Source organism: Streptococcus sp. 45 (genome assembly GCF_900108865.1).
Classification (GTDB): Bacteria; Bacillota; Bacilli; order Lactobacillales; family Streptococcaceae; genus Streptococcus; species Streptococcus ruminicola.
Genome location: NZ_FNXZ01000001.1, coordinates 503,675 through 519,573 on the forward strand (window position 1 = coordinate 503,675; position 15,899 = coordinate 519,573).

Here is a 15,899-nt window from a genome sequence, read left to right on the forward strand (position 1 = left end):
AACCGCTTGGCGCTCCTTTCTAAATATTATTTGAAAAGAGGAGGTGCTCATCAACAAACACCTCCTAATTAAATGACCTATTAATATTCTTTCTCGTTGTAACCAAAGTCAGCGAGATCAAGTTTTTTATCACGCCAGTTTTTCTTAACTTTAACCCAAGTTTCAAGGTAAACCTTGTCACCAAGCATGATTTCAATATCACGGCGAGCCATTTTACCAATTTTCTTAAGCATAGCGCCTTTTTTACCGATGATAATACCTTTTTGGCTGTCACGTTCAACCATGATTGTTGCACGAATGTGAACCTTGTCTGTCTCTGGATCACGTTTCATTGAATCAACGATAACTGCAACAGAGTGAGGCACTTCTTGTTCTGTCAACTTCAAGATTTTTTCACGAATCATTTCTGATACCAAGAAACGTTCTGGGTGGTCAGTGATTTGGTCTTCAGGGAAATATTGGAAACCTTCTTCCAAGTTATCTTTCAAGATATTAAGAAGTGTTTCAACGTTATTTCCTTGAAGGGCTGAAATTGGCACAATTTCTTTGAAATCCATTTGGCTACGGAAATCATCAATTTGTTCCAAAAGTTGGTCTGGGTGCACTTTATCGATTTTATTGATAACCAAAATAACTGGAATGTTAGCTGCTTTCAAGCGTTCGATAATCATGTCGTCACCTTTACCACGTTTTTCGTCAGCTGGGACCATGAAAAGAACTGTCTCAACTTCACGAAGTGTGCTGTATGCTGACTCAACCATGAAATCACCAAGTGCTGTTTTGGGTTTGTGAATTCCTGGTGTGTCGATAAAGACGATTTGTTCGGTATCTGTTGTATAGATACCCATGATTTTGTTACGAGTTGTTTGAGCTTTGTCGCTCATGATAGCAATTTTTTGCCCCATAACGTGGTTCAAGAATGTCGATTTCCCAACATTTGGGCGACCTAAAATCGCTACAAAACCTGATTTAAACATAAGATATAAAGGACGTTAAACGTCCCTACTCCTTTCATTATTTGCAAAATATTTTTATCGATTGCCAAAAATCAAGGCAATAATTTTCGGTACAAAAATAATCAATCCTGTAATCACGGCATAAGTTGATACCACCAATACCGCTCCTGCTGCCATATCCTTGGCATTTTTTGCTAGCATTGAAAAATGATAATCACTAGCCAAGTCAACCACATTTTCAAGAGCAGAATTAACCATTTCTAAAGTGATGACTAAAAAGATGGCTAAAAATAAGAATAACCATTCAATCGCAGATATACGAAAAACAGCTCCTGCTGCAGTTGCTAAAATAGCTGACACCATGTGTTTACGCATATTTCTTTCTTCCTTGAAGGCTGTAACTATTCCAGTGATGGCAAATTCCATACTAGATACCAAGGTGCGATTTTTCCACTTTTTAGGGGAATTATTGTCTCTTAAGTCCATAGGCAGTTAAAATTTCTTCCTGTAAAGTAAACATTTCTTTTTCTTCTTCAGGGGTATAATGGTCGTAGCCATTGATGTGTAGGAAACCATGCACCGCTAAGAATCCCATTTCACGTTCAAAAGAATGACCGTACTCTTCTGCTTGTTCACGCGCTTTATCAACAGAGATAAAGAGCTCACCGATATAAGCATCGAATTCATCGAGCATTTCAGCTAGCTCTGGATTTTCAGCTAAATCTTCTTCTGAGAAAGTCAAATCTGACTCTGGTTTGTACTCTAAGCTGATAACATCCGTTGGACGGTCTGTGTCACGGTATTCTAAGTTCAATTCATGGCTGCGCTCATTAGTCACAAAAGTCACTGCCATTTCTTTATTTTCTTTACCAGTCTTTTCAGCAGCAAATTGTAATAAATCTAAAGTTTGATTTTTAATTTCTTCTGAAACTTGACCAGTTTCATCTATCATTTCAACGTACATATCTATCTTCTTTCAAAACTAATTATATCAAGGATATTATACCATATTAAGGATAACAGCGCCATTTTAGGCACTAAGAAACTTTTTTAGACATGCCATTTAATCATAAAAAAAGAAGTAGCCTGAGGAAAGCTACTTCTTTCTGGGAAAAGGAGTCAGAATTGTGTTAAAAAGTTAGTTAATGACCGACTATTTTAGACCATCTTTATTGTAGTTACCAGATTTCACAAGATCGAATCCGACACTGTAAGGGAATTGGTTGCTAGTACCTGGTTGGTTGAAGATGATTTTGGCGTTTACAGTAGCGTATTCTTCTGGGAGATCAAGGTAGAAGTTACCAGCATCATCTTTTGTCATTTGTGTTCCAGGCCATGCACCAAGAGGGTATTGAACTGGGTTACCGTAGTAAACATAAGCATTGGCATTATCCCAACCGCCAGGGTTATCAAATGTTACACGTGTTTTACCAGCAGGAACATCTGGAACTAAGCCAGCTTTAGAATAAACACCTTCAGCTTTGAAATCAAATCCTTCTTTTTGAGGGAATTGAGAACCTTGGTTGTTTGTAAAGATGACTTTCACACCTTCTTCAGCATATGACGCAGGAACTGAGATAGTGTAGCGACCTGTTGAGTCTTTTGTCATCTTAGTTCCAGGCCATGCGCCAAGAAGTTTAGTATCTTTTGCTGAATACATGTAAGCATATACTTCTGACCAGTTATCTGGATTTTGGAAGTAAATGCTTGTTTCAGCGCTAGGATCTTTCATTGTGAAAGTATACGTTTTAGTTGTTGCTTGACCATCAGCACCTGTTGCAGTCAATGTAACACTTGTTGATTGTCCTGCTTCAAGCCCTTCACCAACAGTGATTTTATCACCATCTTGGAAAGCTACTTCTTGACCATTGTCAAGTTTGTAAGTAGCAGACTCAGCATTTTTAGCTTTCAACGTTACTTCTGTTGCAGCAGAAATGCTGTTGTCACCTTCTTTGTAACCATCGATTGAAACTTGTGCAGTAGTATCAGGTTTTGCATCATACAAAACAACTGATGAGCGAGATGACACATTACCAGTGATATGACCATTTGAAACGTTAAATTGACGTCCAGAAACTTGGTCTGTATAAGTACCATCTGCCAATTTTGTATCTGAATTCAATTGTTTGTCGCCATTACCAAGGTTAACAATAACAGCACCTTTATTACCACGTTCAATCATAGCCACTTGTTCATCGCCATTAGGGTTGCGAATGTATTCTGATTCGCCAACCATAGCATTGTGGAATTTGTTAACAGCCTTAACTGTTGGGTCTTTGTAAAGATCACTACCAGCATCACCAATTTGTGATTGACCTGGGAAGCGTGTACCATTACCACCACCTACTGGACGTGAGAAGAACAATGGTGTACCTTTAGCACGCGCTGTGATCATTGACCAACCAAGACGAATATCATCATCACTCATCCAAGTTGATACTTGGTCATCATTAGCATAAGTATCATGAGATTCAACCCATGTAACAAGATTAGATGGATCAACACCTTGCGCTTGATAATTCATCAAGTTACCAGCAGCAGCACGTTTATCTTTCAAGTCATTACGGATTTGATTACCGTAATTAGAAGCTGTAACACTCATCAATTTAGAGTAATCTGCTTCGTGAGAAATGCTATCTTGAAGAACTTCACCATATTGGAATTCAGATCCATTATTCAAAATAACATTCCAGAAATTACTACCATATTCGCCTGGTAACTCAATATGTTTAGCAGTATCATAACGGAAACCATCAGCACCGTCAGCAACTGCTGTTTTCAAGAAATTCAAAAGATATTGTTGAATTTGTGGATTTTGAGTATTCAAATCATACAAACCTAGAAGAGCATTTTGTGTCACATCATAACGGTCATTCCAGTTTTTAATTTCTTTGTTACCATGTGTCCAATTTGGAATTTTTTTGATTTCTGGGCTGATTTGATTGTAATCAGATGTTGTGTGGTTAAGAACAGCATCAACAATAATTTTAATACCATATTGATCAGCCACACGGTTCATTTCTTTAAATTCTTCTTCAGTACCTAATTGGTAGTTACCAATAGTATGCAATGTTGGTTGATATTGATAGTACCAATTTTTCAAGCTCTTATTACCACCATTTCCAACAACAACTTGGTTAATTGGCGATGTTTGAACACTAGTATAACCAGCGTCCTTAATGGCTTGCATATTATCTTTAATAGTATTGAAAGACCAGCACCATGCGTGAAGCACTGTTCCTTCTTTCATTGAGACTTGTTCATCAGCCTTAACAGCATTAGCTTGTGCAAAAATTCCAGCGCTAACCGCTGTCAAAACTAAAAGAGAGCCTAAACCTTTTTTCATTTTCTTTTTCATATTTACTTTATTACGAAGTGACATAAATAATCTCCTATAAAGATAAGTTAAAAATACGCAACCGCTTTCAAAGATAACTAAAAAATAAAGCAGTATTATGCGTGAAACCTGTCCAATCACCGACATATACCTGCGTGTCTAGAAAGAATAATTAGCACATCATTTTCTTATAGGCATTCCTCCAACTTTTATTGCAATCGGTTGCATATTTGTCTATATTATAGCATATTTTTTTGGAAGCGCAACCAAAAAATGTCAATTTTTTGATAATTTAATCAAAAAACTGACAAATTTCTTGTGAAACCTTTTATTTTAAATAGTTTACCTTCGTTACACAAAAATGCTGACTAGTGCCCCAGCCACCAGGACATTTTTTATCATTTGGGAGACGTTCAATTTCTGTCATTCCGAGTTTTGTCAAAACACGAGCAGAAGCTGGATTCTCAAGGGCACAAAAGGCATGTACTTTCTCAAATTCTAAAACCTTAAAGCACAGTTCCAAAATTTTAGCGCTCGCTTCTGTGGCTAAACCATGTCCCCAAAACTTTTTATTGATAATATAACCAATTTCCGCTTCTTTTCCATCTGACCAGTTCATCAAATCAATGGTCCCAATGAACTCTGAAGTCTCTTTTAAGACAATGCCATATCGCCCAAGAGGTGTTTTGAGATAAATATTTTCAATCACTTTTTCGGTCTCTTCGATAGACTGGTTGGCTGGAAAATCCCATTTGGTATTTTCGACATCTGACGTATAGGCAAACATAGCCATGGCATCTGCCATTGTCACTGGACGAAGTAACAATCGCTCTGTCTCAAGTACGCTATGTTCTTTTAATTGTTCTTCTAGCATCTTTTCTTCCTCAAACTCTATTAAAAAAGCGACCTAAAACAGGTCAACTTAGTTATCTTACTTTTCTTTTGGACTCACCATCTCTTCATCAATATGAGTTATCAAATCTTGAAAATCACTAGCCAAATGTTTAGCTTGATCTCCTAGATTTTTTAAAACATCAGCTTCAATTTCAGAATCCAAAGCCTTCAAATCACCTTCTAGTCTTTCAGCTTGACTATTGAGCATTTCGCTCATCTTAGTCAACTTTTCAAGTGACGCACGATCACACATAAATCTCCTCCTGATAAATTTTTTCAGATAAGACTTGTACTTTTCTGGAAATTTTTTGAAACTTCCAGGTACAATGTCTATATTTATTTTACCTAAAAAAGAGAATTTTACTAGTTTTTTTAGATAATCTGGCATTTCTGTCCAAAAAATCCTAGAATCCTATCAATTTTGACTAAATTTTCTTAGGAGTCATGTAAGACAACAAAGTTTGAAATTCACAAGCTAAATCTTTAGCTTCTTCCCCAAAGGTAGCGAAAAATTCTGAACTATTTTCCTGATTGAATGAAGAATACTGGTCAATCAGCTTAAACTTTTGATTCAATTCTTCAGCTTGTTTCGACAGTTGGCTACTCATTTCTGACAAATTCTCAAGCAATTCACGATTATCCATAAAACTTCTCCTTTGATGTGCTTTAACTTATTTCTATCTCTGAAAATATCTTGAAAAATTTCAGTATACCTTATTTTACACTAGAAAACTAGCCTAATTAAGAATTCGCAAATATGAAAATCATTTTTTAAATCAAAAAAAGCCACACCTTTGTGTGACTGAAAAAATTATTTTTCTTCTTTGGTGCTAGCTGGCTGACCAATAGTTTCATAGCTAGCAAAACCTGAGGCACTTGTGCTATCGATAATTTCTTTCTGATGGTGAGCATTTTTGCGCTCGGCGTCTTTTTCATAAGCATTGATAATTTCAGCAACCACAGGGTGGCGAACCACATCGCTCGCTGAGAAATGAACAAAATCAATTTGCTTGATGTGTTTTAGTTTTTCCGTTGCGTCAATCAAACCAGATTTGACTTTCTTAGGCAAATCAATCTGGCTAGTATCACCGTTGATAATCATCTTAGAATTAAAACCAAGACGTGTCAAAAACATCTTCATTTGCATGATGGTTGTATTTTGTGCTTCATCAAGAATCACAAAAGCGTCATCAAGTGTTCGACCACGCATATAAGCAAGTGGAGCAATTTCAATAATGTCGCGCTCCATCAAACGTGTCGTTTGCTCTTTTCCTAAAATTTGATAAAGAGCATCATAAACAGGACGAAGGTATGGATCAACTTTTTCTTTTAAATCACCTGGCAAAAATCCAAGACTTTCACCTGCTTCAACTGCTGGACGTGTCAAAATAATTCGCTTAACTTGACCACGTTTTAAAGCCGTCACCGCCAAAGTCACCGCTAAGAAAGTCTTACCAGTACCTGCAGGACCAATCCCAAAGACCACATCGTGTGATTTAACACTATCCGCATAAACTTTTTGCCCCAGCGTTTTAACACGAATCGGTTTTCCAGAATTATCTTTGATGATTTCTTCTTCATAAAGGGCAACAAATTTGTCAATAGAGCCATTTTGTGCCATTGAAAGAGCCGTTACAACGTCAGATGTATTGACCAACATGCCACGAGAAACCAATACTAACAAAGCTTGAATGGTCACACGCGCTAATTCGACACTTTCTTTATCATCTCCTAAAATCTGCACTCGCTCTGTACGGGCATGAATGATAACCCCTAGATTTTCTTCGATTAATTTCAAATGACGTTCATTTGAGCCAAATAGCGCTAGCACATCATCAGGATGACTTAAGGTAATTTCAACAGAATGCTCTTGCAAATAGAGTCCCTCTTTCTTTTGTGTTTGATAAGCCTATTATAGCTTATTTAAAACAAAAAATCACGACTTACCGTGATTTCCTTTTTGATTTAAAGTTAGCTTACCTTAATGTGCCAAATAATCTTCCCAAATTTTATCAAATTCACTGAGATTAAAAGCAAAGCTAGCCTCATCTTCTAGATAACGACTAATGGTTTCAAAATCATCAGTGTGCTTTGGAAAAGTGGTATCCTCAAAAACAAGGTCAGCTAAAATCGCTACAGGTTCATGACTTTTTGGGTTACGTTGCGTCATTAACCAAGTGTAAAATGACTTTCTCATTTCCAATTTTCCTCCAAAAATGCATGTCTGATAGCGCTACTTTCAGCGTAGTGTTCAGGATTTTTCTTGTAAAAACCTTGGTGATAATCTTCTGCCACATAAAATGGTTGAACGGGTTCAATAGCTGTGACAATCGGATCTTTAAATCGACCTGAGGCTTGCAATGCTGCTTTTGAAGCTTCAGCAATTTCTTTTTGACGGTCATCACTGTAAAAAATAACAGGACGATAATTGTCACCACGATCTTCAAATTGCCCAAAAGCATCTGTTGGATCAGTCTGTGCCCAATAAATCTCTACCAAATCTCCATAAGAGATTTTTTCTTCATCAAAAATAATCTCAACCGCTTCAGTATGTCCAGTCTCATGAGCCTTAACTTGCTCATAAGTCGGATTTTCCACATGCCCACCAGTATATCCAGAACGAACTGATAAAATACCATCTTGTTCTTCAAATGGTTGCACCATGCACCAGAAACAACCACCCGCAAAAATCGCACGTTCCATTCTATAACCTCCAAAAATCTAGTGAGTCTATTATATCAAAAAAATCAAAAATCGAGTTGTCCAGTGAATACTTTTTTCACGTGACTAAAAATCAAAAAAACTTCAATTTTAACTTTAAAAAAAGACCACAGCACGCTTAAGGCATCACTGTAATCTTTTTATATTTAATCCTCGTTTTCGATTAATTCTGTACCGAATTGGTCTTGTTTCACTTTGCGTGCTTTCATCAAGCCACCAAGTGCTTTTTTAAATTGACCTTTAGAAATACCAAATGTTGCTTTGATATCTGCTGGAGATGATTTATCGTTTAGTGTCATAAAGCCACCATTTGATTGCAAATAAGTTAAAATCATTTGTGAATCATTTTCAAGCATTTCAAATGAACGTGGTTTTAATGACAAGTTAAGGGTACGATCAACTTCGCGAAAACCAATAACACGTGCAGTTACTTCTTCACCAAGGCGTGGTTCTGCGTAGCGCTCACTTGGGTGAATAAAACCAAGCATGTTGTTATCTGGTAAGTAAACAAATGTTCCAGATAATTTCAAACGGTAAACAATAGCACGCAATTTTTCATTTTGCATGTTATTGTAAGCTGGTCCAGCCATTTTTTGGAAAACTTCAGGTTGCGCTGGAATTGCCCAGATACGGTCTTTTTTATCCACGTCAAGGTGAACATAAAGTTTATCACCTTTTTTAGGCCAAAGTTCTTTCATATCAGGCAAGACATCAAGTGACACAACAAATTGTTTGTCAGCAAGACCTGTATCCAAAAAGACACCCAAATCGCGGCGAACTTCTGTGACAACACCCCAACCGTAGCTAGTACGAGTTGTGGCAACTTCCGCTGTTGTCATACGAGCTTTTTGGTGCATATCAGTGTAGACAAATCCTTTGACCATATCACCAATCTTATGTTCACCTTCAGCCTTGTCTAACATAAAAGTCACGCCATCTTTTTGTACAAAATACGCTTTCGCATTTTCGTCAATCACAAGTCCTGTGATGACAGTGGCAAGTAAATTATTCATTTATTCTTCCTTTATAAAAGGGAGTGGAAAGTCCACCCCCTAACCTTTTTCTTACTGATTAGACTTCAAGCAATTCTTTTTCTTTGTTTGCTGTCATAGTGTCGATATGTTTAACAGCTTCATCAGTTGCTTTTTGAATATCTTTTTCAAGAACTTTCAATTCGTCTTCAGTGATTTCTTTAGCTTTTTCTTGTTTTTTAGCTTCGTCCATAGCATCACGACGGATGTTACGGATAGCAACTTTAGCATTTTCACCGACTTTTTTAACGTCTTTAGCAAGTGCTTTACGAGTTTCTTCTGTAAGGGCAGGAATAACCAAGCGGATTACTGAACCGTCGTTTGCAGGGTTGATACCAAGATCTGAAGCGTTGATTGCGTGTTCGATATCTTTCAATGATGATTTATCAAATGGAGAGATCAAAAGAACACGTGCTTCTGGAACTGTGATAGAAGCCAATTGGTTAAGTGGTGTCATTGCACCATAGTATTCAACTTGGATACGGTCCAAAAGAGATGCATTTGCACGACCAGCACGAATTGAAGCAAATTCGCGTGCTAATGAGCTGTGTGATTGTTCAAAGCGTTCTTTAGCTTTTTCGATAATAGCATTAGCCATAAATAGTATTAGTCCTCATTTCTTGTTTTTTGGGAAATAGCAGAGCTGACAATTATTTATTTGTCGTGGTGTTCAGCTTTATTTGAAACGGTTGTACCGATAGCTTCACCAAAGACAACACGTTTAATATTACCAGCTTGGTTCATGTTAAAGACAACCAAGTCAATATCGTTGTCCATTGAAAGTGTTGATGCAGTTGCGTCCATGATTTTAAGACCACGTTTAATCACTTCACCGTGTGTCAATTCATCAAATTTGACAGCATTAGCATCTTTCTTAGGATCGGCGTTGTAAACACCATCAACACCATTTTTAGCCATCAAGATAGCTTCAGCGTCGATTTCAGCAGCACGAAGAGCAGCTGTTGTATCAGTTGAGAAGTAAGGTGAGCCGATACCAGCAGCAAAAATCACGATGCGATTTTTTTCAAGGTGACGAAGCGCACGACCACGGATGTATGGTTCAGCAACGTTTTGCATTGGGATTGATGTTTGAACACGTGTATCAACACCATTTTGTTGAAGGCTATCAGCCATAACAAGAGCGTTCATAACTGTTCCAAGCATACCTGTGTAGTCAGCTTGAACACGGTCCATACCAGCTGCAGCAGCTGGTTCACCACGCCAAAGGTTTCCACCACCAATAACCAAAGCAATTTCTACACCTGAACTATGTACTTCAGCAATTTCTTTTGCGATAGTTTTAACAGTTTCAATGTCGATTCCGACACCTTTTTCACCAGCTAACGCTTCACCAGATAATTTAATTAAAATACGTTTATACTTAGGTTCCACTTCAAGTTACTCCTTTTTTTATCTTTATTATTTTAACATAATTTACCTATTTTACCTAGCAAAATTCGTTGAATTTTGAAAGATTAAAAACAGATCAACTATGTGATTCAAACAGATAAATCATTTCCCTTTTCATTTCATTAGAAAGATCACACAGCCCATAAAAAAATCCGTTTCAAAGAAACGGATTCTTCATTAATGTATCAATTAGAATGAGCTTGGATCTACTTTGATACCTACACCTTGTGTAGTAGTGATTGACAAGTTAGTCATGTAAGTACCTTTAGCAGTAGCTGGTTTAGATTTAACCATAACTTCGTGGATAGCTTTGAAGTTTTCAACCAATTTGTCTGCGTCGAATGATACTTTACCGATGATAGCTTGTACGTTACCTGCTTTGTCAGCACGGTAAGTGATTTTACCACCTTTAGATTCTTCAACTGCTTTAGCAACGTCCATAGTTACTGTACCAGTTTTAGGGTTTGGCATAAGGTTACGAGGTCCAAGGACACGTCCAAGACGTCCAACGATAGCCATCATGTCTGGTGTAGCGATAACTACGTCAAAGTCAAGCCAACCGTCGTTGATTTTAGCAACAAGATCGTCTTCACCAACGAAGTCTGCACCAGCAGCTTTAGCTTCTTCAGCTTTAGCACCACGTGCGAATACAAGAACACGTTGTGTTTTACCAGTACCGTTTGGCAATACCATTGCACCACGGATTTGTTGGTCTGCTTTACGAACGTCAATGTTAAGTTTGTATGCAACTTCTACAGATGCATCAAATTTTGCGAAGTTAGTTTCTTTTGCAAGAGCTACAGCTTCTTCTACGCTGTAAGCTTTAGTGCTGTCGATTTTTTCAAGTGCAGCACGCATTTGTTTGCTTTTTTTAGCCATTTAAAATTCTCCTTGTAATGTGGTCATATCGATTTGATTTAAAATCTCCCACGTCACTCATCAAATTACGATGAAGTCTTGCGGGTCTAGCGTGAATTAATCTCAACGGTACAGTGTGTTTACCTCAATTAATCCACTAATTGGGTTGCTATTGATTAGTCAACAACAGTGAATCCCATAGAACGAGCAGTACCTTCAATCATACGCATTGCAGATTCAACATTTGCAGCGTTTAAGTCTGGCATTTTAGTTTCAGCAATTTCTTGTACTTGTGCACGAGTAACTGTTGCAACTTTAGTTGTGTTAGGTGTTCCTGAACCTTTTTCAACACCTGCAGCTTTTTTCAAAAGAACTGAAGCTGGTGGTGTTTTAGTTACGAAATCAAATGATTTGTCTTCATATACTGAGATAACAACTGGGATGATCATACCAGCTTGATCAGCTGTACGAGCGTTGAATTCTTTAGTGAATCCCATGATGTTGATACCTGCTTGACCAAGAGCTGGTCCAACCGGTGGAGCTGGTGTAGCTTTACCAGCAGGAATTTGAAGTTTAACAACTTTTTCGACTTTTTTAGCCATTTATAAAATCCTCCTGTTGTGGTTTTGGCGGTAATTAAGATTTTTACCTCCCACAGATATGCTCAATAGCATACTCATCAATTATACATTAATTTAGAGAAAAAGCAAGGAATTTGCATCAAATATTTCCTAAAAAATGCTTGATTTGACAAGTTTTAGCTTAGTTTTTAAAAGCAAGCACTTTCAACTTTTTGATTCGGCTAAATTTCCTTTACTAGCTTGATCAAAAATTTAAAAGTATTTTTCAAGAAAAATCTTCTAATCATTTACTTCTTCAAACTTTCAGTATAAAATATAAGACATGATGATGTACAAATTATTTTCCTTTTCTTTTATCTTTTTAACACCTATTTTTGCTTATATTCTTGTTAATTTTTTCAATTTAAAACGTTTTGGAATTCTTTTTACTGACCTTGCTTTTCCACTTTTTGCTTTCGAGATTGCTCTGGTCGTTAGTAAATTTTTAGATAGTAGCGTTTTCTTTTACTACTTAATCTGCTTATCTTTGCTGGCACTTACCTTAACAGCATTTTTCTTAAAGAAAAACCATTCATTTTCTTACCGTCGCTTTGGTAAATTTTTCTGGCGTTCAGGTTTTATCGTCACATTTATTTTTTACATTATTGTTTTAATTTTAGTTTTTACACTTGCATAACAAAAACGTTAACCTTTTGGCTAACGTTTTTTTATTATGCTTCTGGAGTTGGTTTGGTCATTAGGACTTTACGAGGTTTTGTTCCTTCTGCTGGTCCGATGACTCCTGCTGCTTCTAATTCATCCATCAAGCGAGTGGCACGGTTAAATCCGACCGACAAGCGACGTTGTAACATTGAAGCACTAGCTTTTTGAGTTTCAAGAACCAAGGCTTTAGCATCTTCAAAGAGTGGGTCACCTTCTTGTGAGCCACCGCCTCCACCTGATTTCAAATCAGATTCAGAAACTTCTCCTGGGTCAAAGCTATCATCATAATCAGCTTCCGCTTGATTTTTAATAAAGCCAACAATGCGTTCGACATCATCGTCTGAGATAAAGGAACCTTGCAAGCGGACTGGGTGGTTTTCATCAATTGGTTTAAAGAGCATATCTCCACGTCCGAGAAGTTTTTCAGCACCATTTTCATCCAAAATGGTACGACTATCTGTCCCAGATGATACGGCAAAAGCAACACGCGACGGCACGTTTGCCTTAATCAAACCGCTGATGACATCAACTGATGGGCGTTGTGTGGCAAGAATCATATGAATACCAGCCGCACGCGCTTTTTGTCCCAAACGGATAATCGCATCTTCCACTTCTTTGCTGGCAACCATCATCAAGTCAGCCAACTCATCTACGATAACCACGATAAGTGGCAATGGAATTTGTTTTTGCTCTGACTGTGCGTTAAATTCTTCAACCTTGGCATTGTAACCAGCAATATTTCGCACACCAAAATGGCTAAAGAGTTCATAACGATTTTCCATCTCATCAACCACTTTTTGAAGCGCACGTGCTGCTTTTCGTGGATTTGTCACTACTGGAATCAATAGGTGTGGAATGTCATTATAAACAGACAACTCAACCATTTTAGGGTCAATCATCATAAACTTGACTTGGTCTGGACGAGCTTTCATCAAAATACTTGCAATGATACCGTTGACGGCAACAGATTTACCTGAACCTGTAGAACCTGCCACAAGTAAGTGAGGCATACGAGCGAGGTCAAAGGTACGAGCAGTTCCATTAACAGCCTTACCAAGTGGGACTTCAAGAAGTTTATTTGGATCTGTATCTGCTTGCTCCCAAAGTTCACGGAAAGTAACTGTAGCAATCTCTGAGTTTGGTACCTCAATACCAACTAATGACTTACCTGGAATCGGCGCTTCAATACGAACGTCTTTTGCTGCAAGAGCCAGCGCTAAATCGTCAGCCAAGTTTGAAATGCGGTTGACACGCACACCAACAGCTGGTTTTACTTCGTATTTTGTAACTGACGGACCGATTTCAGCTCGTTCAACCTTGACATCAATACCAAAACTATTAAAGGTGTCTTCTAGAACTTTGATATTTCTGCGAACAATGTTTTTTTCTTTTGACTGATTCTTTGGTTTATCAGGTGCAAATAAATCAATGGTTGGAAGCTTGTAAAGAAGATTTGCCTTAGCCGTGAAATCAACTTCTAATGGTTCCCCATCATCTTCTTGATCAAGCATTTCTTGCTCAGCTGGTGTCACTTCTGGTTCAAGATTTTCTTCAGAAGCTGCTTCTTTCAAACCTTCTGGCACATGCTCATAAGCCAAAATTTCAGGTTCAACTGCAGCATTTTCAGCTGGAATATTGTCAAACAACGATGCTTCGTTGTCATCTGGACCATCTAAAATCTCACCAGTCTCTTGATCAACCGTTAACTGAGCCAAACGTTCTTCTTCAGCTTTTTGAGCTTTTTCTTGACGTTTTTGCTCGGCAAGCGCACGTTTTTCCTCACGTTTGACAAAGCGTTTTTGCTTTCTGATTTCATGTTTGGCAGACCACTCTTGTGATTTTTCTTTGAAGAAATCAATCATGTCATAAACTTCCCAAGGACTCATCAAAAATAGTCCAAGAATAATGAAAAGTCCCCCAATCAAAAATGTGCCAACATTTGAAAAAAGAAAAGCAACGGGTTTGTATAAAACAGCGCCAAGCATACCGCCACCAACAAATTTAGTGACTTTGAACTTGACCAAATCACTAAAAATCAAGCCAGCTGTTGTGGAGAAGATTTCCTTGTTGCGAAAAGCTGCCAGCGAGAAAAGATAAGCATGCCATTCTAACAAGAGCCCAATCATGGTCACCACAAAACCGCCAATCAGACCAGTCTGCTTATGAAACCACTTAAATCCAAGAAAATAGAGTAGGACTGCAACCATCAACACGTAAGCCAAGCTTCCTACTGCTAGCCTCACAAGATTGTAAACCGTTATTCCAAAAATTCCCAAGCGAGCCATCGCAAAGAAAAAAATAACCGCTGTCACAATTGCTAAAATAAAGCGTTCCAGTGCCTTTTGTCTTTTTATTTCTGCTTTTGTCGGTCGCCGTGTTTTACGACCTTTTCTTCTACTTTTTGATTTTGCCATACCCTTATTATAGCATTTTTTAAGCTTTTAGGTTATTAGCGTAGATTTATGATAAAATGAAATAGCTAAATAACTTCAATAATTTTATTGACACTTTGTCACCATAAGGATTTACTGATATGACAACTATTTGTCAATGAGGAGGTAACATGAAAAAACTATTGTCACTTGGTTTAACAATCGCCTGCTTGGCTACTTTATCTGGTTGTGAAAACATGACCCGAGCTATTCGTGGAAATAATTATGTCGATGCTAAAGCAGCAGCAAGTTCTTCTGCCGCACAAGCCAGTGCCAGCGCATCATCATCAAAAGCATACCAAAAAGAGATCAAAAAAGCTCTTCAGGCAGATGCGTCTGCTTTTCCTCAATTATCAACAGATGTTGCTCAAAATGAAGCTGAAGTCATCATGCATACCTCTAAAGGTGACATTACTATTAAACTCTTTCCAAAATACGCACCACTTGCCGTGGAAAATTTCCTAACTCATGCTAAGAAAGGCTACTACGATGGGCTTCTATTTCACCGCGTGATTTCTGATTTTATGATTCAGTCTGGTGACCCTAAAGGAAACGGCACAGGAGGAGAGTCTATCTGGAAAGGTAAAGACAAGAAAATCGATTCTGGTAATGGTTTTGCTAATGAAATCTCACCTTACCTCTATAACATCCGCGGTGCACTAGCCATGGCAAATGCTGGCGCTGATACCAATGGTAGTCAATTTTTCATTAACCAAAATCCAGCTGACCAATCTAGTCAGCTCTCAAGCGACAGCTATCCAAAAGCAATCATTGATGCTTATACTAAAGGTGGTAACCCAAGCCTTGATAAAAACTACACCGTATTTGGACAAGTTATCGAGGGTATGGATGTTGTTGACAGCATTGCTAAAGTCGATACTGACAGCAATGACAAACCAACCAGCGATATTACCATCACTAAGATTGACATTGTCAAAGATTACAACTTTAAATAATCCCTAAAAAATCAAGCTAGG

The 15,899-nt window shown here is 37.8% G+C and carries 18 protein-coding genes; 2 read left to right on the forward strand and 16 right to left on the reverse strand.

Annotated elements, in window-relative coordinates; all coding sequences use genetic code 11:
* Window positions 1–80: 80 nt before the first annotated feature.
* From era to rplK, 15 genes are all read right to left on the reverse strand, one after another.
* Complete coding sequence (gene era / locus BMX18_RS02410; protein WP_074560727.1) at window positions 81–977, reverse strand: GTPase Era; 897 nt, start codon at window positions 975–977, stop codon at window positions 81–83.
* Window positions 978–1,031: 54 nt separating this feature from the next.
* Window positions 1,032–1,442 carry a diacylglycerol kinase family protein gene (locus tag BMX18_RS02415; RefSeq protein WP_039696489.1) on the reverse strand — a complete coding sequence of 137 codons (411 nt, stop codon included), beginning with the start codon at window positions 1,440–1,442 and terminating at the stop codon, window positions 1,032–1,034.
* Window positions 1,423–1,920, reverse strand: a complete 498-nt coding sequence (gene ybeY / locus BMX18_RS02420; protein WP_039696488.1) for an rRNA maturation RNase YbeY — start codon at window positions 1,918–1,920, stop codon at window positions 1,423–1,425. The genes BMX18_RS02415 and ybeY overlap by 20 nt, the downstream gene beginning before the upstream one ends.
* A 189-nt stretch (window positions 1,921–2,109) precedes the next feature.
* The gene (locus BMX18_RS02425) at window positions 2,110–4,338 is read right to left on the reverse strand and encodes a starch-binding protein (protein WP_093814924.1); all 2,229 of its coding nucleotides are present in this window, start codon (window positions 4,336–4,338) and stop codon (window positions 2,110–2,112) included.
* A 283-nt stretch (window positions 4,339–4,621) separates the two neighbouring features.
* A complete protein-coding gene (locus tag BMX18_RS02430; protein ID WP_093814926.1) occupies window positions 4,622–5,167 on the reverse strand; it encodes a GNAT family N-acetyltransferase in 546 nt (181 codons plus the stop codon).
* Between the two features lie 57 nt (window positions 5,168–5,224).
* Window positions 5,225–5,440, reverse strand: a complete 216-nt coding sequence (locus BMX18_RS02435) for a hypothetical protein (RefSeq protein ID WP_074564192.1) — start codon at window positions 5,438–5,440, stop codon at window positions 5,225–5,227.
* A gap of 172 nt (window positions 5,441–5,612) precedes the next feature.
* Window positions 5,613–5,831, reverse strand: a complete 219-nt coding sequence (locus BMX18_RS02440) for a hypothetical protein (RefSeq protein WP_093814928.1) — start codon at window positions 5,829–5,831, stop codon at window positions 5,613–5,615.
* A 167-nt stretch (window positions 5,832–5,998) separates the two neighbouring features.
* Window positions 5,999–7,063 (reverse strand): PhoH family protein, encoded by a 1,065-nt coding sequence (locus tag BMX18_RS02445; RefSeq protein ID WP_093814930.1) that lies wholly within the window; start codon window positions 7,061–7,063, stop codon window positions 5,999–6,001.
* Window positions 7,064–7,168: 105 nt separating this feature from the next.
* On the reverse strand, window positions 7,169–7,384 hold the full coding sequence (locus BMX18_RS02450) for a YozE family protein (protein ID WP_006532813.1): 216 nt from the start codon (window positions 7,382–7,384) through the stop codon (window positions 7,169–7,171).
* Window positions 7,381–7,890: a peptide-methionine (S)-S-oxide reductase MsrA gene (gene msrA, locus BMX18_RS02455; protein WP_039696483.1), complete on the reverse strand. Its 510-nt coding sequence runs from the start codon at window positions 7,888–7,890 to the stop codon at window positions 7,381–7,383. Before msrA ends, BMX18_RS02450 begins: the two co-directional genes overlap by 4 nt.
* A gap of 164 nt (window positions 7,891–8,054) precedes the next feature.
* On the reverse strand, window positions 8,055–8,921 hold the full coding sequence (locus BMX18_RS02460; RefSeq protein WP_074560733.1) for a CvfB family protein: 867 nt from the start codon (window positions 8,919–8,921) through the stop codon (window positions 8,055–8,057).
* Window positions 8,922–8,979: 58 nt separating this feature from the next.
* On the reverse strand, window positions 8,980–9,537 hold the full coding sequence (frr, locus tag BMX18_RS02465) for a ribosome recycling factor (RefSeq protein ID WP_004232884.1): 558 nt from the start codon (window positions 9,535–9,537) through the stop codon (window positions 8,980–8,982).
* A gap of 56 nt (window positions 9,538–9,593) precedes the next feature.
* Window positions 9,594–10,331: a UMP kinase gene (gene pyrH / locus BMX18_RS02470; protein WP_074560734.1), complete on the reverse strand. Its 738-nt coding sequence runs from the start codon at window positions 10,329–10,331 to the stop codon at window positions 9,594–9,596.
* A 207-nt stretch (window positions 10,332–10,538) separates the two neighbouring features.
* Entirely contained in the window at window positions 10,539–11,228 is a 690-nt protein-coding gene (gene rplA / locus BMX18_RS02475; RefSeq protein WP_004232886.1) for a 50S ribosomal protein L1, read from the reverse strand.
* 155 nt (window positions 11,229–11,383) lie between these two features.
* On the reverse strand, window positions 11,384–11,809 hold the full coding sequence (rplK, locus tag BMX18_RS02480) for a 50S ribosomal protein L11 (RefSeq protein ID WP_020917264.1): 426 nt from the start codon (window positions 11,807–11,809) through the stop codon (window positions 11,384–11,386).
* 301 nt (window positions 11,810–12,110) lie between these two features.
* Here rplK and BMX18_RS02485 point away from each other — a divergent pair, with 301 nt between their 5' ends.
* Entirely contained in the window at window positions 12,111–12,464 is a 354-nt protein-coding gene (locus tag BMX18_RS02485) for a DUF3397 domain-containing protein (RefSeq protein WP_074626342.1), read from the forward strand.
* A gap of 34 nt (window positions 12,465–12,498) precedes the next feature.
* Here BMX18_RS02485 and BMX18_RS02490 read toward each other — a convergent pair whose 3' ends face one another.
* Complete coding sequence (locus BMX18_RS02490) at window positions 12,499–14,904, reverse strand: DNA translocase FtsK (protein ID WP_074602592.1); 2,406 nt, start codon at window positions 14,902–14,904, stop codon at window positions 12,499–12,501.
* 149 nt (window positions 14,905–15,053) lie between these two features.
* On the opposite strand from BMX18_RS02490, the gene BMX18_RS02495 reads away from it, so the two are divergent.
* Entirely contained in the window at window positions 15,054–15,878 is an 825-nt protein-coding gene (locus BMX18_RS02495; RefSeq protein WP_074602594.1) for a peptidylprolyl isomerase, read from the forward strand.
* The last annotated feature ends 21 nt before the right edge of the window (window positions 15,879–15,899 follow it).